The organism is Treponema vincentii (assembly GCF_018336815.1).
GTDB lineage: Bacteria > Spirochaetota > Spirochaetia > Treponematales > Treponemataceae > Treponema.
In genome coordinates this window covers 1,361,564-1,386,134 of the sequence record NZ_CP050497.1, presented here as the reverse complement: position 1 = coordinate 1,386,134, position 24,571 = coordinate 1,361,564, and the positions used below count along the sequence as shown (strand labels likewise).

Genomic DNA, 24,571 nt, shown 5'->3' with positions numbered 1-24,571 from the left:
ACACCGTACTTATCAATAATTCGGCTATACTTTTTTAATGTGAGCCGGTTACCGAATAGCCTGCATCGGTTACGGCAGCTTTGAGCGCATCGATTGTTACGGTATCGGGATAGGTAACAGAGGCAGTCTTTGTTTCCAAATCGACTTTTGCCGATACCCCTTCGATAGCGTTCAATGCTTTTTCAACCCGAGCAGAGCAATGCCCGCACGACATCCCTTCAATGGTTAACGTAATATTTTTCATATTGGTATTCTCCTTATGAGTTATATTTTCCTGTTTCATCGGCAATTCAGATTCCGTTTTAGCTTCCGGTTCGGCTACAGAGCAGATGAAGCTATCGGTTCGTACACTGCACACAGTAGGCTTTGCATCATCAAGCTTTTCACCGACAGAAGCAACACAGCAGTATTGCATATTGCCGACATCCTGCGCAATGTATTTCGGACGGAATCTGTTCAACCGTAATGCATTGGTAACTACCGTCACCGAACTGAAGCTCATTGCGGCGGCGGCGAACATGGGACTCAGCCTGAGTCCGAACAGAGTATAAAAGAGACCTGCCGCAAGCGGAATACACAGCGAATTGTAAAAGAGCGCCCAGAACAGGTTTTGCTTAATGGTACGCATAACAGCCTTGCTGAGCTGAATTGCAGTAACCGCCGTTTCGAGGCTGTTATTCATCAGAACGATATCCGCGCTTTCGATAGCGATATCCGTGCCGCCGCCGATTGCGATACCGACATCCGCAGCAGTCAGTGCAGGCGCGTCGTTAATACCGTCGCCGATAAAAGCCGGTGAAAACCCTTTCGAGCGATAATATTCGACTTTTGCTTTTTTGTCCTGCGGCAACAGTTCCGCTACGACATCTCCGATACCGACAATCTTTTGGATAGCCTCTGCCGTCCGTTGATTATCCCCTGTGAGCATAACGGTATGGATGCCCATTTCGTGGAAATCGTGAATGGCTCGAATACTGCCTTGCTTCACCGGATCGGCGACGGCGATGAGTCCGACACATTCATTCCCTATTGTAACCAGCAACGGAGAAGCGCCTTTTTCGGCAGCTTCCGTAAGTCTCGCCTGAATCGCTTCCGATACCGGAATGCCTAATTCGCTGCAGAGCTTCATATTTCCGGCGCCGATTCTTACATTTCTGATCGATGAGATTCCGTTAAGTTCATCGACTATAGCAGTGCCGTAAATTCCTTTTCCATGCACTGCCACAAAACCGCTCACTTTAAACGGCGACAGTTTTTTTTCTTCTGCAGCTTTGATAATTGCATGAGCAAGCGGATGTTCGGATAAATGTTCAAGACTATAGGCAATCCACAAAATATCATTGTCGGTGTACTGGTCGGAAAACACTTCAATGTGCTGCAATGTCGGCTTTCCTTCCGTAATGGTTCCCGTCTTATCGAGCAGAACAGCGGTAACGCGATGAGCAAGCTCCAGCCCTTCCGCTGAACGGATGAGAATACCGAGCTGCGCGCCCTTACCGGTACCCGCCATAATCGCAGTCGGCGTTGCAAGTCCGAGTGCACAGGGACAGGAAATAACCAGCACGGAAATAGCGGTCGAAAGAGCGAACTCAAAAGAAGCGCCTGCGATAAGCCAGCCGATAAAGGCTGTAAGTGAAATCAGCATGACAATCGGTACAAAATAACCGCTGATAACATCAGCAAGCTTTGCAACCGGCGCCTTTGACGAGGCGGCTTCTTCGACGAGCGCAATAATCCTCGCCAAAGTTGTATCATTTCCTACTTTATCGGCACGGAAGATAAAGCTGCCCGATATATTATGCGAGGCGCTAATCACCGAATCCCCAACCGTTTTTTCAACCGGCATACTTTCCCCGGTAACAGCCGATTCGTCAAGCGATGTACTTCCGTCTATTATAGTGCCGTCAACGGGCAGCGTTTGTCCCGGGCGGATAACGATTGCGTCGCCAACCGCAATATTTTCTACCGGAATTTCAATTTCGATCCCATTCCGTAATACTTGCGCTGTTCGGGGTCGAAGCTGAATCAATTTTTCCAGCGCTTCTGAAGTTTTCTTTTTTGCCCGTGCCTCTAAAAATTTTCCCAAAGAAATCAGCGTTAAAATCATCGCCGAGGATTCAAAATAGAGATCCTTCATATAGAGCTGCACAACATCTAATTGCCCATGCCCTAAGCCGTATCCGATCCGGTATAGCGCAAAAACTCCGTAGATAACCGCAGCGCCGGAACCGACAGCGATAAGGCTGTTCATATTAGGTGCACGGTGGAATAGACTTGTAAGCCCGTTGGTAAAAAAGCGGCGATTTAATACCAGAACCGGCAGCGTGAGCAGAAATTGTGTAAAGACAAAGATGAGGGCATTTTCAGTTCCTGCAAAAAAAGACGGAAGCGGCAACCTGAGCATCCGCCCCATCGACACATACATCAACGGAATCAGAAAGAAAAGCGAAAAGACAAATTGTTTTTTTTCGGCATCGGCGATTTCCGAATCAGCCTGTGGAGCAGACGGACGCGCCGTATTGTCTTCGGCAAGCGGGAAGGCTCCGTAGCCGATTTTTTCTATGGTTTGTATAATGGTATGCGGATTAACGGTATCGGGATTATACTTGACAGCCATCCGCTTTGTTAGAAGATTTACCTGCGCCGTCTCTACGCCGACAAGACGGCCGACAGCTTTTTCCACATTTGCGGAGCAGGCGGCACAGCTCATACCGGTAACGGTAAAATAGTGCGTTTGCATACCGCTAGTATAGTAGAATACGGTGGTAAAGGCAATGCTTATTCTTGACCTTGTTCTTACCCTCGTGGTACACTTTTTTCAATCAGGAAACAACTAAAAGGAGATCTATGTATGAAAAAACTGAAGCTAAAGAGTTTATTAGTATTCCGTTATGCAACACCGGTAGTGACAGCTCTTGTCATGTTGTTTACGTTGCACGGCTGTTTTTTGTTTGACGGAATGATCGTACCGTCAGAACCGGTTCCTGAAAGATCTCTTTCCGTAGGTGATAGAGTGGGCAACAAAACGATCGTGTGGGAAAATACAGGTAGAGGATCGTGGCGATTTCTTGCAATGGGAACCCCTTCCGAGCCGATGCCGTGGGATTTGAACAGCTCACGTCATATAAGCACAAAGAACATAGGCTCAAATATGGGAGACGGAAAAGAAAACAGCATTTTCTTAAAACGCGAATTTGAATCGAACGATTCTAAACTGCATACTGCAAAAAATTCTGCAGTTATATACTGTATTGAGCGGGGTGGTTGGCTCCCCTCACGAGATGAGGCTGAAAAAATAGCTCAATTTACCAGCAAAGATTTTTGGACATCTCACTGTGAGGCAAGTAGCAAGGCCTTTTATTATAGCCCCCTTCAGAAAGGATTGCAATCAAAATGGCGGAACGATCGCGAGCAGGTTGTTGCGATCCCTGTATATTACCTTGATGCACAGGGGAATATAACGGAACCGTAAACAAAGGCAACCGCATCTTTCGATACGGTTGCCTTTTAATTTTTTTCACCTCGTTATCAGCTGTGCTGATGAGGTATTTCTAAAAACCAATCAGTTTTTTAAAATACTCTACAGTAAATACGCGTACTGCGTCTTTACCGCATTGATAATCTGCAAGAGTTCTTTGGGAAGAGCGGTTTCCGTTGCAAGCGTGATGTCGCGGACTTCTCCGGAGAGCCGCACTCTGCATCGGCTGTGCGCATCATCAAGATAGAGGAAGCCTTCATTTGTGCTGTCAAGGAAATCTTTTTCCGAGTGGAACAGCGTGAATTTATCTTTGTACGGGGCGCTCTCGTAGGGGCAGAATGTCGCGCAGTTGCCGCACTCGTTACACATACCGTCCACGTGAATAATCTGCTTCATACGCATACCGGGTACCGTGAGCGCAAGGTTCGCACGGTTCGGGCACACATCGACGCAAGATTCGCAAACAGTCGAGCATTCCAAACAGCGGACACTTTCTTTTGCAACGCCGTCGGAGGCGGCAAGGTTCATCGGCATTAAAATTGCCCGCTTTGAATACGCCGATGCGGTAACGGGGTTGTAGTTCAGCGATGTAAACTGAGCCGTCCACGCCTGCGCCTTTACCGAGTCGATAATCGCCTTTGCCGCTTTGGTTGCATTGGCAATAGCTTGTACAACCGTGGCAGGCCCTGCGGCGCAATCCCCGATGACATATACATTTTTCACATTCGTTTCAAACGTAGCGGGATTGTATTGCGCTCTTCCTTTTCCGTCCAGCGCAATGCCGGATTCCGCAAAGAGATCGGTGTCGATTTTTTCACCGATAGATGCGATTACGGTGTCGGCGGGGATGTCTACAAACTCGCCCGACGGTACCGGTTTTTGCCGACCGTCTGCGCCCCGTTCACCGAGCTTCATCTTTTCGCAGCGCAAAATTCCGTTTTCATATGAAACAGGCGCAAGCAGTTCTTTAAATTCAACCCCGTCTTCCAAGGCGAGTTCCAATTCTTCCGCATCGGCAGGCATAAACTGCTTGGTTCTGCGGTATACGATAAAGGAATGTTCAACACCCTTCGTGCGCTTTGCAACGCGGGCTGCATCCATCGCGGTGTTTCCCGCACCGAGGATCACGACGTTTTTCCCCAGCTTGAGCGTTTCGGGCGCTTGCTTCGCCTGCTCAAGGAATTCGATAACATTTGCCGCCGCGCCTTTTTCTAACAGTAGCGCACTCTGCTTCCACGCGCCGATAGCAAACACAACATGGGTAAAACCCTGTTTTTTCAGCCCTTCAACGGAACGCTGTTCGCTGTTATATATGAAGGAAGCGCCGAAGGAGGAGGCCAGTTCAACATCCTGCCCGATCGACGCGGCAGGGATTCTGAACTCAGGGATGACGTACTGAACGATACCGCCGGCGCGCGCTTTCTTTTCAAACACGGTAACGTCCGCTCCGTCGCGGGTTAAGAAATAGGCGGCTGCAAGACCGGCAGGACCGGCTCCGATAACGGCAACCTTTGCTCCGTTTTTCTGCGCCGGTTTTTGCGCCTTTATGTTTTGTTTCAAAGTTTCGATGGCATGGCGCGCCGCTTCGAGTTTAACGGCACGGATATGCACATGATCTTCATAGAAATTGCGCGTACAGCCGGTCATACAGCGGTGATTACAGATCGTACCGGTGATGAACGGCAGAGGGTTTTTATCAGTGATAACACGGAGCGCTTCTTCGTATTTTTGCTCGCCGGTCAGTCTGATATAGGCAGGGATATCCTGATTGATAGGACAGCCGGAAATACAGGGAGCGGCAAAGCAGTCGGCAAGCGGCACCTTTGCAGGAATCTTGAGGAACGCTTCGGGCTTAACCGATTTGCGATTGCGTGGGTTTTCAACGACGGCATTTGAAAGGCGGCGCAGTTTTTCAACATCGATGGAGAAATCCTTGTTAAACGGCTTTGCTGTCAACTCGCCGACCAGCTGCTGACAACGCGCATATCCGCCCGGTTTCAAAATCGTTGTTGCAATCGTAATGGGGCAAATCCCCGTTTCATAAATATCGGCAATATTAAAATAATCCGCACCGCCCGAATAGGAAATACGGAGTTTTCCGTTAAAGACTTCCGAGAGCTTCAGCGCAACGGCGATGGACAGCGGGAACAGCGACCGCCCCGACATATACATTTCCTGTCCGGGCAGCTCCCCGCGGGCAATGTCTACGGGGAAGGTATTGGTAATCTTAACCCCGAACATCAGTCCGCGCTTATCAGACTCCTGCAGCAAACGCTCAAGCATGGGTACCGCATCGCTGAACTGTAAGTCATCTTTAAAGTGATGATCGTCAAACTGAACGTACTCATAGCCCATCTTGTTCATACGGTCGCGGGCAAACTCGTAGCCGAGCAGCGTGGGGTTACACTTGATATAGGTATGGAGATGTTTTTCCGTGATGAGGTACATCGCGATGCGTTCGATTTCGGCAGGCGGACAGCCGTGCAAGGTGGAAAGCGTAATCGAGGTACACACCTGCGTCGGCAAGCTGCGGAGAAATGCTTCCGACACGGATGGGAACAAATCGGTATGGCTTAAAAGGTAGTCGGTACATTCCTTCCACACCGGCGTATTCGAGGCGTTTCGCATTCCTTCGATAAAGGCGTCAACTTTCGGGGTCTTAATCCCTTCAAGATCGTAGCCGACGCTCATGTTAAAGATAAAACCGTCGGGGCTGCCGAGACCGTATTCCTGCGAAATCACTTTAAGCGCAAACCAGGCCTTTACGTATTCGTCAAAAGCCTGCGGTACGCGCAGCTCGGTTGACCATTCGACATTGTAACATTCGTCCGCCGCATTGATACACGGCTTCGCAACCGGCAGGTCTTCTCCGTCTAACTTTTGCACAGTCTTTAGCTCGAAGAACCGGCAGCCCGCAGCATACGCAGCAACGATATTTTGCGCCAACTGTGTGTGTGGCCCCGCAGCCGGCCCGAGCGGATTTTCAAACCGCTGCCCGAATAGCTCCAGATAGCGTTTGGAATCGGCGCGGTACAGTTTTTTAACACCGAAAATCGTCCCCTCGGTTTGATACTCCGTTTTAATCCATTCCATCAAATTCTTGAATGGTATCGGGTTCATTCTATCACTCATACCCTATTTTCTCCCTTGTATCATCATAAATTCGATACAATTGCAGTCCGTATAACTGCTCCGTTTACCTCTAAAAACTTCAGTTTTTAGAGGTTTTCCTTAAGCTTATTTGCGATGTTTTAATTTAAGTTACTGTACTATAAGGACTTAAATTAAAACTCGCCGGGCATATCTAAAAATCTAACCGAGTTTTTAGATATGCCCAGGTATCCGGCAGATGCATACTCTTGTGAATACCGGCATTTTTAATTATGAATTGATAATTCATAATTAAAAATTATCATAGGTTTACAACCTCTTCCACAGGGCAGCGCTGACTTCCCGCGCTTTGGCAAAGACGGCTTCTTCGTCGGCGACGGTAACAACGCGATCCTTCATCAGCACCTTGCCTGCCGCGATAGTGGTTACCACGCTGCGGCCGTTCATACCGAACAGAATGTGGCCGTTCGCGTTACCGGCATGGAGAGGTGTCAGCGGGTTATAGTCGGTAACGATTACGTCCGCATTCGCTCCCGCTTTCAAGACGCCGAGTTCGCCATCAAAGTACCGCGCGGCAATCTTTACATTATTGGTAAACAGCATTTCGGGGATTTCCGTCCATGCGGCGGTGGCATCGCAGGTGTTGTGCTTGTGCAGAATATTTGCAACCTTGTACGATTCGAGCATATCGCTCGTATATCCGTCCGTACCGAGTCCGATCAAAATGCCGCGTTTAAAGATTTCCAACACCGGCGGACAGCCGACTGCATTACCCATATTCGATTCGGGGTTATGTATAACCATCGTATCGGTTTCTTTCAGTAAATCCATTTCCAAGGGATTGATGTGGATACAGTGTACGGCAAAGGTATGTTTACCGAGGATATCAAAATCGTAGAGGCGCTGCACAATCCGCTTTCCGTGTTTTTGTACCGAATCGAATACATCGGACATACCTTCCGCAACATGGATGTGGTACCCTGCTCCCGCCGGAAGCTGAGAAGCGCAGTATTCGAGTGTTTTATCGGACAGCGTGAATGCGGCATGGAGTCCCATCATCGCTGCTTGCTTGGGATTTTTCTTTTTTTGACAGGCGCGGATAAAGTCGGCATTTTCGGCAACCGCTTTTTTCATCTCAGCCTCGCCGTTCCGGTCTGAAACTTCATAACAAAGGTTCACCCGTAAACCGAGTTCTTCGGCGACATCCGCGAGGGTAAAAAGGCTCCCCGTGGTTTCGCCGTAGCTTGCGTGATGGTCAAAAACCGTCGTTACGCCGTTTTTAATACAGTCAATCAGCGTTGTATACGCGCTGTATTTCGTATCCTCTAAAAGAAGGTTATTATCAAGATGCCACCACAGCCCTTCCAAAATATCCAAGAAATTCTTCGGATTGTAATTTTTTAACGCAACGCCGCGGGCAAAAGCGCTATAGATGTGATGATGCGTGTTAATAAAGGCAGGTATGATGCACCGCTTTTTTGCATCGATATATTCCGCTGCGGGGTACTTTGCCCGCAATTCGGCATCGGCGCCGACTTCTTTGATTGAACTTCCCTCAATGCAAACACAGCCGTTTTCGATAAAAGGCTTGTTCGGATCGCGGGTGATAAGCATACCGTTTCCAACTAATAACATAGAATGATCCCTCCACTTTTTATGTTCGGGTAAACGCATCAGATTTATGTTTTTTCATCCCCGCAGAATAAGTGAGTTCGTCCAACCAGAACTGCCAAGGATAGCATCGCTAAAAAATGTACATCCTTGTACATTTTTTAGCTTCGAGTTTTCCTGATGAAAAACTCGATACTGTTTGGAACCACTGACTTCCTGTCAGTACAGCGATGTTTTGTGCACGCACAAAACTCGCTGTCAATTCGCCCAAGGATGGGCGGGGGATAAGTCAGAAACAAGTTTTGTTCCAAAACTTGTCCTCAACCGATGTACATGGACGTACATCGGTTGAGAGGTACACGGATGTACAACAGTTGAAGATGGTTCAAATGGTCTCACTGCCTCAGTTATTCTGCGAATTTTGATATTAGCTATCTAATGCGTTTACCCTTCTTCCAGAATAAACTGCGCGAAATCTTCTTTTTTTTAAATTTCGCGCAGTTTAAGGAAGGCAACCGCTTGAAATAGTTCCGCTACGGTTGCCATGGATACGCAACACAAAGATATTTGCACTATACTTTAGTATCCCATAGAATTGGATAAAACGCAAGGAAAAACTAAAAATATTTTGGAGAGTCTAAATTTTTTTATGATTAATTATGTTTGTTTTTTAGTTTATAGGCAAATAGGTTCAGGATAAGTGCCGCGGAAATATTGCTCTTGACAATTATCTCCCCTATAGAGATAATAATATCTAATATGAAAAACAGTTATTCGTCTCTTTCCATAAGAGCACAATTATTAATTATGTTGACCATTCCCTTTGCAATCATTGTGTTTTTGCTGTCGTTGGTATGGTTTGTCCAAGCAAAACGGATAATCACCGTAAATGCACAGGAAACGCTTATTGCGGAGAAAAATTACTACTTATCGCTTCTTAATACGTTCGTAACGGAGCGGGCAAGGATATTGGAAACAACCGCCCGTGAAGTTGAGCGGCATCTCGACGATCCTCAGGCGATGTATGACGTAGCCTCTAATATCGACAAAAATTTTCATGAAATTTTATTCGATATATACGCAGGGCTTGAAAACGGTGTATATATCGACTCATCCGACTGGCAGCCGCCCGCGGATTTTATTCCCAAAAAACGGCCATGGTATACGGTTGCGATACGAAATAACAAAACCTCATTTACTGATGTTTATATGGACAGTGTGCGGAATATTCCGATGATCACGATGAGTACGCCGCTTGTTCGAAAAGGTGTTACGGTCGGTGTTCTTGCGACGAATATTAAGATTGATAAACTGCAATCGCTGCTGATGGAGCATGATAGCGGCGGAAAAAGTACCGTATTCATTGTTGATCAAACGGGGCATTTTGTCGTACATCCCGACTATTCGTTTAATGACACAGTCGATAGTATCACCGATAAAAGGTATAAGGCCTTTCTTGGCGATATGCAAAACGATACCGATAAGCTCCTCAGAATTAACGTAGGCAAGGAGTATTATCTTTCTATTCCGCACTATGATTCTCTGACAGGTTGGATATTCTGTATCGCCGTATCGGAACAAAGTATTTTCGCTGATATATATACCATGCGGCTTAAAGCATTTTTGTTCGGTACGGTTGTCTTTTTGATATGTGCAATCGCTGTTTTTATTTCGCTTTCGTATGTTGCTTCTATGTTTAGACAGATAAATAAGGCTCTGGAAAATATAGCGGAAGGTGAAGGTGATTTAACCGTCAGTTTGTCTGTCCATACCTCGAAAGAATTTAGCGCTATGTCGTCGTATTTTAACCGGACGATAGAAAAGATAAGAACTTCCATCAGTACGGTAAAAGCGAATACGGATAGTATGAGACAGGTCGGTAGCGAGCTTGCCGGTAACGTAACCCAAACGGCAAGTGCAATTCATGAAATCAATGCAAATATCGTCGGCGTTAAACAGCAATCGTTAACACAAAGTGTAAGTGTTACCGAAACCGCTACAACCGTTGAAGAAATCGTTAAAACAATCAAACAGCTCAATGGTAGTATTGAAGCGCAAGCAGGAAGCGTTGCTCAATCTACCGCTTCGATAGAACAGATGGTCGCAAATATTGCTTCTATCACACAGATATTAAATAAAACTTCCGATTCCATCAAAGACCTTGTAACAGCTACGAACGCCGGTAAAGAAACCATTGTAACATCGAACGGCGTAACGCAAAAACTTGCCGAAGAATCAGGTTCGTTAATGGAAGCGTCCAGCGTTATTCAACATATTGCCTCACAAACAAATTTACTTGCAATGAATGCGGCTATTGAGGCAGCCCATGCAGGAGAGGCGGGGAAAGGCTTTGCCGTCGTTGCCGATGAAATCAGAAAACTTGCTGAAGAATCTTCCGTTCAGGGAAAAACGATAACGGCAACGCTTAAAATGTTAAGCGGTGAAATTGAAACGCTTTCGGATTCTTCTAAAACGGTTGAGGGCAAGTTTAATGCTATTTTCAATTTGGCGGATCAGGTAAAGGACATGAGTAATCGGCTTACCGAAGCAATGCGCGAACAGGAAAAGGGCAGCAAAGAAGTGCTGACTGCTATCAAAAATATCAATATGGTTACAATGGAAGTACAGGCCGGTTCCGAAGAAATGCTCAAAGGCGGAGAAAGCGTTACGCGAGAAATGCACAAACTCGACAACTTAACGCATATTATCACAAATAGTATGAACGAGATGGCTTCCGGTACCGAACAAATCAATAATGCCGTTCATGAAGTGGATGAAATCAGCCAGAAAAATAAGAAAAGTATTGAGATGTTGGCGGAAGAAGTTTCCAAATTCAAAGTTTAAAACCAAGTAGGGGATATCAGGGGCATTACCCATTATTTTTTCTCTTGCATTATCTCATTTTTAGCCCTATAATTATAAATATGCCGAGCCGACACACCGCATATCCACAGTCAAAACCGCCTCTCACCAAAGCACAAAATATACTCTCCGTAAGCCTTTTGCAAATAGACGGTATAGATGCTAGGAGCGCACAAAAAACACCCGCAGGCACGGTAAACAATATACGTCCTTGTACATTGTTTACCTACACGTTTGCAATGCAAACGTGCTACTGCATAGAACCACCGCCGTCCGTGGCGGTTCTGATACGTCGAGGACTGTTTGCAGTAGCGGCATGGACGCCGCTTGTATTAACCAGTAGTGAGTTTCGTCTGTATGCGAAACTCACAGTCAAAACTATACAAGGATGTATAGTTTTGGCGATGCGACAACGCAGATATGCTGCATATTTGCAAAAGGGGCTTGACACGCCTATAACCAACAGCAAAATTTCACAGCTCACAGCTCACAGCTCACAGCTCACAGCTCACAGCTCACAGCTCACAGCTCACAGCTCACAGCTCACAGCTCACAGCTCACAGCTCACAGCTCACAGCGTAAATTATATTATATAAAGTTTTTGTTATTCCGCGCGGCACGTTTTCATTGCCGATGTTGTCTATGAAATGCGCCGCTTTACGTTTCCACTTTGTATTTTTCTGCTGTCTTTTTTTCTGCTACACGGCATTACCGGCGCAGATCGTTACGCTGCAGCAGCCTGTTACTTCACTTTCTGTAAATACCGATGACACTAGTTTAGCTGTATCTGATGCCGCTTCGATTTCAACATATAACACATCCGGCTATACGCTGATATCCAGCATGCACGATGCAGATATTAACCGGAATCTTTTTTACCAAGAACAAAACGGTGAGCTTTTAATCGCCATGACCCATGCAGGAAAATTTATGCTGTACCGCCCATCCTCCGGCGATAAGAAAGTATACGGCAAAACCGAAGAATATATGCTAACCGACTACGGGGATGGAAAAACGATCAGCTGCAATGCTTTCAGCAAAAATACGAATTACAGTGCAGCTGCGTTTACGGACTTTTCAATTCAAATTCATTTTAAATTACGTTTTATACAAGATATGATTACGAGGACGGTAGAAGGGCATCAATCGGAAATATACGGACTCGAATTCAGCAATGATGAAAAATACCTTGCTTCTATTGATAAAGACGGAACAGCCTATATATGGAATTGTTCCAATTACAAGCAAGCAGCGCGTATCGATAATATATATACAAAATCGGAGATACCGGTTTATTTTACGGCTGACAGTTTATCCGTTATCAGTCCGGAAGATAGCACATCTTTAAGAATTTCCGACTTACAGGGACAAAAGGTTACGAGCATCAATACCGGTAAAACAATCCGAGCCCTTCTCCCGTTATCCGAGTCCGATACCGTTGCTGTTTTAAATGATAAAAATGAAATCGTTATCTATAGTATTCGGTTGCAAAAGTCTGTCGGACTTATGCGGCTGCCTGAAACGGAAACATCCGATATCACCGCCTTCGATTTTTGCCATACCGAAAACGCGGCATTTGTAGGCTGTGCAAGCGGTGCGGTATACAAACTGAAACTTGAAGAACAACAAAAATCGGGGGATAAAACACAGGGAAGTGAGTCGCATAGCGCCGCTTCCGGTGATCCTAAGGCGCCGGAAGTACCGCAAAACCAAGACGGTCAAGCGGTTCAAGAAAAGCCTGCACAGAAGTCACAGCCTGCAGCAGAAGAAGAGCCGGAAACGAACAAACCGTTTAAACCTTCGCTTAAAAATGAGAAAAGTCATTTCCTTACTATTTCTACATTTATGGGCTTTTTACAACCGGAAAAGACAAATTTTCGGTTCCTTTTTGGGGCTGATGTTGCATATCGAAATACGCACTTTACCGCACCGGTGTATGTCGGCGTAGGGCTACGTGCTCAGATGGCGCTTCCTAAACGGCCTTTCCCCGTTCAGTATGAAGATTTTAACGGTAAAAGGATTGCGTCTCCGTTTTTATGGATGGGGGAGTTATATATTCCTGTCGGAATAGAAGTAGTGTTAGACCGCCGCGGCTATGCCGTTTTGTTTGAAGAAATTGCGCTTATGGCACGGTTAAGTGCACTTGCCCGCCCGAAAGTTACCGCTTCCAAACCGTTTTTTTCATACGGGGGAAGATTGACAACCGGTATCAGTGTAAAATTTTTTACGTTTGCTGTGGCGTTAAATTATGATTCACTTTGGAAGTTGTTTCCGGAAATCAGTATAGGCGGCAGAATCGATTTTAAAAGCGGTTCTAAGACCAAAGGAGCCGATCTATGATGCAACGGTCTATTTCTCTTGCAGCAGTACTCGGTATTGTTCTCTTTGTTCTGTCTTGTAAAACACCTCAGGATGTGCTCAACGATTACAACAAACATTTTGAAAAAACACCTGCCGTTACGCAAGATATTCTTGACGCCGGTAATGCCCGCCTGATGCTGCAAGAACTCTATAAAGTTGATATTGAGCATACGCTCGTACTGACTGCACCCCTCGGCTGCGAAAGCTATACATGGAGTATTACCGATGTCGGCAAGCAAACGTCACATATAACACAGTCGGGCATACGTCTGAATGTGTATATTCCGGACACTAAATTGCATGCAGCAGTGCTCAAAACAGACGGTCAAAGCCGTATATATGATGTAACACTGACGGTAATGTATAAAGGAAAGGTCTATTCCGATACCGCCGTTTTAGTTTTGTATGCAGCAGACTGAAAGGCAGTCTGATTATGTAAATCTAAGGAAAACCTCTAAAAGCTGAGGTTTTTAGAGATTCCTATATAAGGAAAGAACATCTCGCAAAATAGCATTGTGCTGAGATGTCCTATTTTCAATCTTGATAAGGAGGTTTGTATGAGATTGAAAAACAGATATGTAGCTGTACTGGCAGTTTTAACATTGTTCATTGTTGGATGTTCGCATAATTTAGTCGGACGGATGTCGGGAGACGGCAACGCTGAAAGCACTGTAACTTTTTCCGTTACGGATATACCGCCGAATTATGCTAAAATGATTCAGCAAGCACAAAATCCTGCTTCCCGCAGTATTTATCCGCATAATCCCTACACTCTTGGCACATCGGGGCTTACGTTTATTCTTACCGGAACATCAAATGCAGGAGATTCTTTATCCGAAACCATTACACTTACCGGTAGCGGTCCCTACACCTTTACCAAGCCGCTTGGCGCATACGTATGGGATTTAACTCTGACTACGTATAAAGGCCCTGCCACCGATAACATAAAAGTATTAGTAGGACACTGCACAATAGATTTGACAACAACTAACGGAACAGCAACTTTTAAGATGTCGACCAAAGGTCTTACAACACCGGGAACAGTAAAAATAAGCGGGACGGTAAAAGATCCTGATTCTCTTTGTACCTATTATGAGATGGGAATTTACAATGCATATTCGGGAAAATTGATTACTGAATATACCCCGGTAGGAGCGTCAACCCCCACTACTGTTGATACTGTAAAAACAGAATCGAGCATTACCCATAGCGGTACTCCGGTTACCTTTGATTTCTCGTATGAGAAAAGCCCTGCGGTAACGCTGAATGCCGGCGTTTATGACTATCGTATGGTTTTCTATAAGGGCACACCCGGCAATTATACCATTATCGGTTCATGGGGGGATGTGCTTATTGTAAATCCGGGACATGATCTTGTGGAAAATGTTGGAGAAATCGATCCTCTCAACAAAAAACCGGAACCTCCAAGCAATTTACGGGCATATCTTGTAAATAACAGCGAAGATACGGAGGGTCGGTATTTTTACACAAAACTTACATGGGATAAAGGTAAATACGAAACGAACTATGAGCTGCGGCTTACTCCCTATAGCGGCGATCCTCTTACAGCAGGTACCCCCGTTATTTACGGCTTTAAGTCAACATATACAACGCCGCCTGCTAACTTAGAAGAGTTTGTAACATCAGATATATACCATTCCGGAAACCTCATATATGGGAGCGAAGAATGTACGCTCAAACTTGAACTCGGCAAAGTATATGATGTGGAAATACGCGCGCACAACTATCTGGGAGAAGCCCCTGCAACTCCGACATGGGTAACAAGAGAAACAAGTGGCGGTACAACTCCTCCGAATTGTGTTTTATTTGACGGAACGATGGGTCCGCATATCAGCAGATATCGCATTACCTATAATCTGAACGGAGGGGAACTTATTCTTAACGGTCAGCCGACCAATAAACCTATACAGGGTACATATTCAGAGTATCATTCCTATACGGGAGCTGCGGTATCGTTAATGACGATTGATTCGACTCCTTCTCCTCTTCCTCCTACCGCAACAGGTAATTATCTTACAAGAGGAGCGGTAGCATTCACCGGATGGGGCAAAATTCCAAGTGCTCCGCCATATAATCCGACACCGCTTACAACGTATAACGGATACGAGAATATAATTGCTACAGCATCATACGGACACTCGTTTAACGGCACCGTGGATCTCGAAACATTGACAGAGATGGATGCAGGCAATATTATTTTTGAGCACGGAGGTCCCTCTTTGAATCCGTTGACCCCTGTAATTCCTGATGCAAGTTTTAATGTCGATATTCCTAAAAAAACAGGAAGTGATTACACATGGGTTAAAATTTCGTTTAAAACGCCTGCCATTCCTGCAACGGAAGAGTATAGCAATATGCAGTGCACGCTGTACCTTGGAAACGGCTTATATATTAATAAGCAAGACCTTAGCAGCGATCCTACCGGTAAATTCTGTATCTTTTCAACGCAGGAGCATATTCCGCAAAAAATTACCTTGCAGGTAAAAGCGACAAATAAGGCTCATCAAATTGTTGGAAAAACATTCTATATCAATTTGCACTAATCTAACCCTTTTCCGATAAGGGTACACGGGGAACTGCCGAATGCGGCGGTTCCCCTTTTTTATTCGTGCGGAGGGGTTAATATCCCGATGCTGCCGTGTTGGAGTATATTGATTACATTTCTGCAGAGTTTCCAGCGGCTGTACCGGCGGCGATTCATGCGTTAGATAGTCCTTGATACGGAATAAGGTATACAGCGGAAGGCTCCACACACGGGTAGAGCCAATCACATTACTACCCACATTTTTAAGAGACGTTTTAATCGCTGTCTTAGGTTCGTATCGGGAACAAAACAGCTGGAGGCTTTTTGCTTTGGTATTATCCGCAGACTTTACTTCAATAGGGACGACGGCGCCTGCATAATCGGTTAAGAAATCAAGTTCCGCATCAGCCTTTGTCCGCCAAAAATAACTTTCTATGCCCAGACACTTTAGCTGAGTAAGGCAGTAGTTTTCGGTCAGTGCACCTTTGAAATGTATATAAGCGGAATCTCCTTCAAGAATGGTTTTAAAATGGATGTTCGATTTTTTACGGAGTAATCCGACATCGGCCATATATACCTTAAAATAGGTGTTATCCGCCATTCCCGATAAGGGGAGTTCCGGCGTTGGCGTCATATTCAGTTTATAGGCAATGCCTGCGTTTACCAACCATTCAAGTGCGTCTTCAAGGTCTTTTGAGCGCGCGCTTTTTTTTACGCGGGAAAAAATGAACTTGTTGTTATCCCGCGCTATTTGCGAAGGAATCGCCTCCCAAATAAGCCGTATTTTTGTTGCCGTTTCTGCGGTCGTATGCTTGCCGAAATCTTCCGCATAGCCTTTTAAAATTTGTTCTTGTATTTCTTCTACTTGACGGTAATCATGCGTGTCAATCCACGTTTGCACGGCTTCCGGCATTCCGCCGACGATGTAGTAGTTTTTCAGATATTTTTCCATCGGAACCGTATAAAGTGCAGGCAGCTCACAGTCAAGCTCATATTTTCCGATACCGTCTATATATTTCGACCCGCCGTCTGCAATGACAAATTCTTCAAAACTCATCGGATACATTTCAAGCCGGTCGACCTTACCTACCGGAAACGATATCCCTTCTTTACGCAGCGCGACTCCCAGCAGCGAACCCGCTGCTATAATGTGCAGCTCCGGCTTTTCCTCGTAAAAGTATTTAAGCGTCTGTATTGCCCGCGGACAATCTTGAATCTCATCGAAGATGATCAGTGTTTTTTCGGGGAGAATTTTATGTCCGTACACGGCGGTTCCAAGCTCATCGATGATTCTTTCAACATTAAAATCGAAATCAAAGATTGACTGTAAGCCCATATTTCCATCAAAATTAAAGTATGCCGTTTCTTCAAATGCCCTTTTACCGAATTCACGGATAAGGTACGTTTTACCGCACTGCCGGACACCGGTCATCAGCAGGGGTTTACGGTTTTTCTTATTCTTCCAGTTGATTAGTTGATGTAATATCGTACGTTCCATAAATACGGCGCCTCTCAGTCAAAGATAGCGTTTTTCGACCGAATATTCAATAGATATCTGCGTTTTTCGACTGAATATATGGTACACATATGCGTTTTTTCGACCGAATAAATGTATTTTTATTGCATTATTAAACCGAATAAGTGCGGTATATACGAAGACGTTGCAGATGGTCTAGCTGAAGGTAAATCCCTTGCATTTTCCCGTTTTTGCTTCTATAATAATCCCTATGTCGAGCTGTAGAACCGAGTTACCACTGTATAAAAAATCTCTTTCCAAACTGCAGATACTTTTGTCAGGGCAACAGTCTACCGTAAGCCTTTTGAAAAGAGGCGGCGTAGATGCTAGGAGCGCACAAAAAACACCCGCAGGCACGGTAAACAATATACGTCCTTGTACATTGTTTAGCTTCGAGTTTTTCTGATGAAAAACTCGATACTGTTTGGAACCACTGACTTCCTGTCAGTGCAGCGATGTTTTGTGCACGCACAAAACTCGCCATCAATGCGCCCAAGGATGGGCGTGGGATAGGTCAGAAACAAGTTTTGGAACAAAACTTGTCCTCAACCGATGTATATGGACGTACATCGGTTGAGAGGTACACGGATGTACAACAGTTGAAGATGGTTCAAATGGTCTCACAGTCTCAATTTTTCTGCGGTTTTTATCTACTCTACCTGATGCGTTTACCCTTTTGCCGGAAAAATGTGCGAAATTTTAAGCAAAATTTCGCACAGAAATAAAAAATATTCGCAATGGAGATCACTATGAAACAAAAACGATTAACAAGCTTTTTCGTATTAGGATTAGTGGCTGTGCTACCGGTACTATTTACCGGATGCCCCAAGTTATCGGATACCCCCCCCCCCCGTAACTGAACTGCATTTTGATGAAGCTACTATACAAGTTGAAGTAAAAAACAACGATACGTTAACGCTCGTAAAAAACGGGGATCAAATCCAAATCGGTGCCGAATTAAAAATACGAGCAAAAAACATACCATCCGATAAGACACTTGAAGAATGGAAAATTAACGGAAAAACGGTTGCCTCAGCAACGGAAACATTCAACCATACTATCGTTAAAGAAGATGCCGACAGCAACGGTAAAACACACATCACCTATACCCTTAAAAATAAAGCTGCATTGTTAAGAGTACATTTTGATACGGCAAAGGTTACGGTGGAAGCGCTTACTACAGGTGCTTGGAAACCGCTGAGTTCCGGATCGGAAATAGTCGACAACACTCAGCTACGATTGACTGCGATAGGGCTTCCAGCCGACAGTACCGTACAATCATGGACGGTCGGAAAGACAAACATCCCGGCAGAAGGGCATGAACTTACCTATATCGTGCGCAAAGCCGATGCTAACGATAATAATATCGTAACAATTTATTACACTGAAAGAAAGATCGTCAATCTCAAAATAAATTTCGATGCTGCACAGGTAAAGGTTGAAGCGGAGCAAGCAGGAACATGGAATACTCTCACGAGCGGTTCGACAGTTCAAGAACACACACGGCTGCGACTGACTGCGATTGGGCTTCCCGTCGGCACTCCCGTACAGGCATGGAAAGTAGGAAATACAATCGTTCCGGCAGAGGGGTCTGAGCTTATCCATACCGTACGCAAAGTTGATGCTGACAGCAGTAATCGTGTAGCGCTTGCATATACTGTCAAAAGTGACAAATTGATAATTGCCTTTGATAAGGAAAAGGTGAAAGTATTTACCAACGAGGGCGGTATCGTTAGAGACGGCAGTGAGCTGACGGTTGGGATGAAATTGAACATTGCAACTCAAAATCTTCCTACAGGGGAAATTGTAGATACTTGGAAAATCGGGAAACGGAACATTTCAGCTGATTCAAATGACTGTAAGTATACCGTAATGGCCGAGGATGCCGAAAGCGGTATTATTGCCATCAGCTATACGACAAAGGCCGCAAAGAAGTTTACCCTCAACTTTGACAAAACAAAGATAACGGTGCGAGAGCGTAAGGAAGATGGGCCGTGGCAAATACTTTCAAGCGGTACACAGGTGGAAGAAGGAACGAGAATCAGTATTAAAGCCACTGACATTCCGGTAGGTCATATCGTAGATATGTGGACTATCGGCAAGCGTACCTTTCCTCCCGAGCATAAGGACGAATGTTGGGCTATTGTGAAGTCCACCGATGCCGAAAGCGGTGTCATTACCATCAGCTATACGACAAAGCCCGCGCAGAAGTTTACCCTGAAATTTGACGAAGCCAAGATGACGGTAACAATACCGCAACAGTACGGACAGGGACAAAGGCTTTCAAACGGTGCACAGGTAGAAGAAAGAACAGGACTCAGTATAGAAGCTAAAAACCTGACAGATCAGATCGTAGATGAGTGGAAAATCGGAAAGAGCACCGTCACTTCCAGTGATAAGAACCAGTGTTGGTATAATGTGCAGTCCGCCGATGCCGAGAGCGGCACCATTACCATCGACTACACGACAAAGCCCGCGCAGAAGTTTACCCTGAGCTTCAATGAAGCAAAGATGACGGTGGAAATACCGCAGCAGGACGGATCACAGCAATCCCTTTCAAACGGTGCACAGGTAGAAGAAGGAACGGAAGTCCGTATTGAAGCCAAAAACCTTCCGGCAGGGCAGATCGTAGATACGTGGAAAATCGGAAAGAGAACATTTGAGGATAAGGCTGAATGGAACGGAAACCGGTGGGGGTTCCACGTAGGTTCAAACTATGCCGAGGGCGACACCATTAGCATCAGCTACACGACAAAGGCCGCTAAGAAGTTTACCCTTACCTTTGACGAGTCAAAGATGACGGTGGAAATACCGCAGCAGCACGGGCAGGCTCAAACGCTTTCAAAAGGTACAGAGGTGGAAGAAATGACCGGTATCATCATTGAAGCAAAAGACCTTCCGATAGGACAGATCGTAAATACGTGGGAAATCGGGAAGAGAACCTTTGAGGATGAGGGTAATTGGGGTGGAAACCGGCACTGGTTCTGCGTGAGTCCTGATTATGCCGAAAGCGGTGTCATTACCATCAGCTATACGACAAAGGCCACGCAGAAGTTTACCCTGAGCTTTAATGAAGCAAAGATGACGGTGAGAATATGGCAGCAGTACGGACAGGGACAAACGCTTTCTAACGATGCAGAGGTGAAAGAAAGAACGCAAATCAGCATTGAAGCCAAAGACCTTCCTGTAGGCAAGATCGTAGATGAGTGGAAAATCGGGAAGAGAACCTTTGAGGACGACAAGGGTAGTAACAGGTGTTGGATCCGCGTAGATTCCGATTATGCCGAAGGCGGCACCATTACCATCAGCTACACGACAAAAAATGAATAGCAGATGAATATGATTTTTCCGGAAAATGAGTAAAAACATCAGACAAAGTAGATAATGGAAGCATCCCCTTGCCGCTTTTGGGGCAAAACTTGTCCTCTACCGATGTACATGGGGACGTGCATCGGTAGAGAACACACGAATGTACGTGGAAGTGTATTATTGGGATGCAAGGGGATGGCGAAAAAGTGATCAACTTTTGAGACATCCCCAGCCTTTCCGTTAGCCTTTTGAAAATACCCTGTCCGGAAGTGTACATCCGTGTACACTTCTGGACGCGAGTTTTTGCTGTGCAAAAACGTCGCTACTGCACGGAACCACGGACATCCTCACCCAAAAATGAACATCCTTGTTCATTTTTAGGCTACAAGTTTGCAGGAGCAAACTTGCTTCTGCTTGGAACTACGCCCGTCCTTGGGCGTTCTGATACGTTGAGCATTTTCAGAAGCCGCACGCGGTATACACCCCTTCCGTTAGCCTTTTGAAATAGACTGTTAAAAAGCGTACGTCCCTGTACGCTTTTTAACGACGAGATTTGTGCATAGCCCAAATCTCGCTACTGTATAAAACCACCGACGTCCATGTCGGTTCTGAAACACCATTTGCCGTAAGCCTTTTGAAATAGACGGCGCAGATACGAGGCGCGAGCAAAAATAAAGCGGAGACACGCCACAGAATGTACGTCCTGTACATTCTGTGGCTACGAGTTTAGCCTTACGTCTAAACGCGTTACTGATTTACTCCCCCGCCATCCGTGGCGGTTCTGATACGTTGAGCATTTATTTTTGCGCAGCAACGAAGTAGATGCTCCGTATATTTCAAAAGGTTATTAGACGACGATATTTACAAGCTTATTCTGAACCACGATAACCTTTTTAGGCTGTTTATCGCTGAGGAAGCGCTGCGCACCATCTGTTTTTAGAGCGAGTGCTTCAAGCTCTTCCTTAGGCAAATCGACGGCGGCTTGAAATTTATCGCGTACCTTTCCGTTAATCTGCACGACAATCGTACATTCGGAATCGATGCAAAACTTTTCGACAAACATCGGCCACTGCGTATATGCAATTGTTTCCGTATGGCCTAACTTCTCCCACAGCTCTTCGGCAAGGTGCGGTGCGTAGGGCGCAAGCAGCTTGACAAATGCCTCCCATGCAAAGCGGGGTACAGTTTGATATTTTCCAAGTGTATTGACAAAAATCATCATCTGGCTGATTGCCGTATTGAAGTTGAGCGATGCAGTATCTTCGGTTATCTTTTTAATAGTCTTATTGAGAATCTTGGTAATTTCCGCATGTTCCGGCGTACTCATGTCGTTCACCGGAGAAGAAATCAGCTCTTTTTCGGAAATAGCCCAGATTTTCTCCAAGAAGCGGAAAATACCGATCAGCCCTTGCGTGTTCCACGGCTTGGACATATCGAGCGGCCCCATGAACATCTCATACATACGGCACGAATCGGCGCCGTATTGAGCGATCATCTCATCAGGATTGATGACATTTTTTAGGCTTTTCGACATCTTTGCGATAACCCGCTTCAACTTTTCGCCGGTGCTCTTTTCTTCAAAAGCATCATCGCCGGTCTGCACAACCTCATCAACCGGCACGAGCGATCCGTTTGAACGCTGATACGCAAAGGAGGTAATCATCCCCTGATTCACCAACCGCATGAACGGTTCCTTGGTATGCACCACGCCTAAATCGTACAGTACCTTGTGCCAAAAGCGGGCATAGAGGAGATGGAGTACCGCATGTTCCGCGCCGCCGACGTAGAGATTAACAGGCATCCAATACGCTTCTTTGTCCTTGGCACAAAAACGGTGTGCATTATGCGGATCGAGGTAACGGAGATAGTACCAGCAGGAACCCGCCCATTGAGGCATGGTGTTTGTTTCGCGGCGGGCGGGGGCTCCGCAGTGCGGACACACGGTATTCACCCATTCGGGTATCTTGGCAAGCGGACTTTCTCCCGTGTCGGAAGGGGTGTAGCTATCCGTTTCAGGCAAGGCAAGCGGTAAATCCTTTTCGTCCAGCGGAACCACGCCGCATTTCGGGCAATGCACCAACGGGATAGGCTCTCCCCAGTACCGCTGTCTGCTGAATACCCAGTCGCGGAGCTTATAATTGACGGCCTTTTTGCCGAAGCCGTTGGCGGCAGCATAGTCGGTAACACGCTCTATTGCTTCCCGTGTCGGCAGTCCGGTAAATTCTCCTGAATTTACCGCATAACCGTCGGCTGCGGTACATGCTTGCGGTACTGCACGGTAATCGCCCGCCGCTCCCTTTTCCTTCCATTCAGCCTCTGAGGCAACCGTTTGAATAACCGGCAGTGAGAAAACTTGAGCAAACTCCCAGTCGCGCTCATCATGCGCCGGAACCGCCATAATGGCGCCGGTTCCGTAAGAAACCAAAATATAATCGGAAATCCAAATCGGAATAGGTTCTTTTGTCAGCGGGTTTACCGCGTATGCGCCGGTAAAGACGCCCGTTTTCTTTTTTGCAAGTTCAGTCCGTTCAAGATCGGTTTTCTTTGCCGTCTCGTCAATATACTGCTGCACGGCGTCTTTTTGCTCCCCGCTGACAATGTGCATGACGAGCGGGTGTTCCGGAGCAAGCACGAGGTAGGTCGCCCCGAAAATAGTATCCGGCCGAGTAGTATACACGGTAATCTTTTCGTTTTCATACGGAGCGGCAAGGTGAAAGTCTATTTCTGCTCCGGTGCTTTTGCCGATCCAATTCCGCTGCATCATCTTAACGGACTGAGGCCAATCCAGCTCTTCCAAGTCTTCAAGGAGCCGCTCAGCATACGCGGTGATCTTGAGCATCCACTGCCGGACATTCTTGCGGACAACCTGTGTGCCGCACCGCTCGCAGCAGCTTTCTTTTACTTCCTCATTCGCAAGGCCGGTTAAACAGCTCGGACACCAGTTAATCGGCGCTTCCGTTTCGTAGGCCAAACCTTTTTTATACAGCTGTAAAAATATCCACTGTGTCCAACGGTAGTAGTCCACATCGGAAGTTGCAAGCTCGCGATCCCAGTCGTAAGAAAAACCGAACGCCTGTATTTGCCTCCGGAAGGTATCGATATTTTCTTTTGTCGTAATACGCGGGTGAGTACCGGTCTTAATGGCGTAATTTTCCGCGGGCAAGCCGAAGGAATCAAATCCCATCGGGTGCAGTACCGCATATCCGTTCATACGGAGATACCGACAATAAATATCGGTTGCCGTATACCCTTCCGGATGCCCGACGTGCAAACCTGCTCCCGACGGATACGGAAACATATCCAATACATACGCCCGTTTTTCCGGCGGATAATTTTCGTCCTCGGTTACCTTAAACGTCTTATGATCTTTCCAATATTTTTGCCATTTTTTTTCAATATCGCCAAAAGGATACGGCATTATACAACTCCTTTGAGTAAAACATTTTAGAAATTTTCCTTAGATTTAATGCAATAGCATTTATTTATTCATTATAGAAGGATTACTTTTTTGCTGTTGGTTTTGGTAATACCGAATACCCGCAAAATATTGTCCGTGGTATAATCCGCATGGGCTAAGTTATTGTAATAATCCGTAACGGTTTGCAGTTCTTCTTGAGAATCATCGTAGACTGCAAAGGCAGCTGCGCTGCGGAAAGCGCCTGCCTCAAGCAATTCCGTCAAGCTCTTTCCGCCATTTTTAGCACGCCGTTCTTTATCGACTACCGCAGCGGCACCGTCATATCCGATTGCACTGATAAAATCATTTTTTGTCATTTTA

At 45.9% G+C, this 24,571-nt stretch carries 12 protein-coding genes; 6 read left to right on the top strand and 6 right to left on the bottom strand.

What is annotated here, in order from left to right:
• Positions 1-34 precede the first annotated feature (34 nt).
• Entirely contained in the window at positions 35-2,740 is a 2,706-nt protein-coding gene (locus tag GWP40_RS06270; protein ID WP_212564640.1) for a heavy metal translocating P-type ATPase, read from the bottom strand.
• A gap of 180 nt (positions 2,741-2,920) precedes the next feature.
• Between GWP40_RS06270 and GWP40_RS06265 the strand changes: the two genes are divergently transcribed.
• On the top strand, positions 2,921-3,472 hold the full coding sequence (locus GWP40_RS06265; RefSeq protein ID WP_212566557.1) for a hypothetical protein: 552 nt from the start codon (positions 2,921-2,923) through the stop codon (positions 3,470-3,472).
• A 108-nt stretch (positions 3,473-3,580) separates the two neighbouring features.
• On the opposite strand, the gene ygfK is transcribed toward GWP40_RS06265, so the two are convergent.
• A complete protein-coding gene (gene ygfK / locus GWP40_RS06260; protein ID WP_212564639.1) occupies positions 3,581-6,610 on the bottom strand; it encodes a putative selenate reductase subunit YgfK in 3,030 nt (1,009 codons plus the stop codon).
• Between the two features lie 288 nt (positions 6,611-6,898).
• Complete coding sequence (gene ssnA / locus GWP40_RS06255) at positions 6,899-8,224, bottom strand: putative aminohydrolase SsnA (RefSeq protein ID WP_212564638.1); 1,326 nt, start codon at positions 8,222-8,224, stop codon at positions 6,899-6,901.
• Between the two features lie 735 nt (positions 8,225-8,959).
• Between ssnA and GWP40_RS06250 the strand changes: the two genes are divergently transcribed.
• The 4 genes from GWP40_RS06250 (at position 8,960) to GWP40_RS06235 (ending at position 15,987) form a co-directional block, all read left to right on the top strand.
• The gene (locus tag GWP40_RS06250; RefSeq protein ID WP_212564637.1) at positions 8,960-11,044 is read left to right on the top strand and encodes a methyl-accepting chemotaxis protein; all 2,085 of its coding nucleotides are present in this window, start codon (positions 8,960-8,962) and stop codon (positions 11,042-11,044) included.
• A 660-nt stretch (positions 11,045-11,704) separates the two neighbouring features.
• Positions 11,705-13,402, top strand: coding sequence for a WD40 repeat domain-containing protein (locus tag GWP40_RS06245; protein WP_212564636.1), 1,698 nt, complete (start codon positions 11,705-11,707; stop codon positions 13,400-13,402).
• Positions 13,399-13,842 carry a hypothetical protein gene (locus GWP40_RS06240; RefSeq protein ID WP_212564635.1) on the top strand — a complete coding sequence of 148 codons (444 nt, stop codon included), beginning with the start codon at positions 13,399-13,401 and terminating at the stop codon, positions 13,840-13,842. The genes GWP40_RS06245 and GWP40_RS06240 overlap by 4 nt, the downstream gene beginning before the upstream one ends.
• 138 nt (positions 13,843-13,980) lie before the next feature.
• Positions 13,981-15,987, top strand: coding sequence for a hypothetical protein (locus tag GWP40_RS06235; RefSeq protein WP_212564634.1), 2,007 nt, complete (start codon positions 13,981-13,983; stop codon positions 15,985-15,987).
• On the opposite strand, the gene GWP40_RS06230 is transcribed toward GWP40_RS06235, so the two are convergent.
• Positions 15,886-17,466: an ATP-binding protein gene (locus GWP40_RS06230; RefSeq protein ID WP_230974286.1), complete on the bottom strand. Its 1,581-nt coding sequence runs from the start codon at positions 17,464-17,466 to the stop codon at positions 15,886-15,888. The genes GWP40_RS06235 and GWP40_RS06230 overlap by 102 nt on opposite strands.
• A 1,146-nt stretch (positions 17,467-18,612) precedes the next feature.
• Here GWP40_RS06230 and GWP40_RS06225 point away from each other — a divergent pair.
• A complete protein-coding gene (locus tag GWP40_RS06225) occupies positions 18,613-20,814 on the top strand; it encodes a hypothetical protein (protein ID WP_212564633.1) in 2,202 nt (733 codons plus the stop codon).
• Positions 20,815-21,640: 826 nt separating this feature from the next.
• On the opposite strand, the gene leuS is transcribed toward GWP40_RS06225, so the two are convergent.
• A complete protein-coding gene (gene leuS / locus GWP40_RS06220) occupies positions 21,641-24,211 on the bottom strand; it encodes a leucine--tRNA ligase (RefSeq protein WP_212564632.1) in 2,571 nt (856 codons plus the stop codon).
• A gap of 71 nt (positions 24,212-24,282) precedes the next feature.
• Positions 24,283-24,567: a hypothetical protein gene (locus GWP40_RS06215; RefSeq protein WP_212564631.1), complete on the bottom strand. Its 285-nt coding sequence runs from the start codon at positions 24,565-24,567 to the stop codon at positions 24,283-24,285.
• Positions 24,568-24,571 lie beyond the last annotated feature (4 nt).

Excerpts from the sequence above, each read along its gene's own strand:
- GWP40_RS06270 (WP_212564640.1), bottom strand. The coding sequence starts at position 2,740 with ATGCAAACGCACTATTTTACCGTTACCGGTATGAGCTGTGCCGCCTGC.
- GWP40_RS06265 (WP_212566557.1), top strand. The coding sequence starts at position 2,921 with ATGTTGTTTACGTTGCACGGCTGTTTTTTGTTTGACGGAATGATCGTA.
- ygfK (WP_212564639.1), bottom strand. The coding sequence starts at position 6,610 with ATGAGTGATAGAATGAACCCGATACCATTCAAGAATTTGATGGAATGG.
- ssnA (WP_212564638.1), bottom strand. The coding sequence starts at position 8,224 with ATGTTATTAGTTGGAAACGGTATGCTTATCACCCGCGATCCGAACAAG.
- GWP40_RS06250 (WP_212564637.1), top strand. The coding sequence starts at position 8,960 with ATGAAAAACAGTTATTCGTCTCTTTCCATAAGAGCACAATTATTAATT.
- GWP40_RS06245 (WP_212564636.1), top strand. The coding sequence starts at position 11,705 with ATGAAATGCGCCGCTTTACGTTTCCACTTTGTATTTTTCTGCTGTCTT.
- GWP40_RS06240 (WP_212564635.1), top strand. The coding sequence starts at position 13,399 with ATGATGCAACGGTCTATTTCTCTTGCAGCAGTACTCGGTATTGTTCTC.
- GWP40_RS06235 (WP_212564634.1), top strand. The coding sequence starts at position 13,981 with ATGAGATTGAAAAACAGATATGTAGCTGTACTGGCAGTTTTAACATTG.
- GWP40_RS06230 (WP_230974286.1), bottom strand. The coding sequence starts at position 17,466 with ATGGAACGTACGATATTACATCAACTAATCAACTGGAAGAATAAGAAA.
- leuS (WP_212564632.1), bottom strand. The coding sequence starts at position 24,211 with ATGCCGTATCCTTTTGGCGATATTGAAAAAAAATGGCAAAAATATTGG.
- GWP40_RS06215 (WP_212564631.1), bottom strand. The coding sequence starts at position 24,567 with ATGACAAAAAATGATTTTATCAGTGCAATCGGATATGACGGTGCCGCT.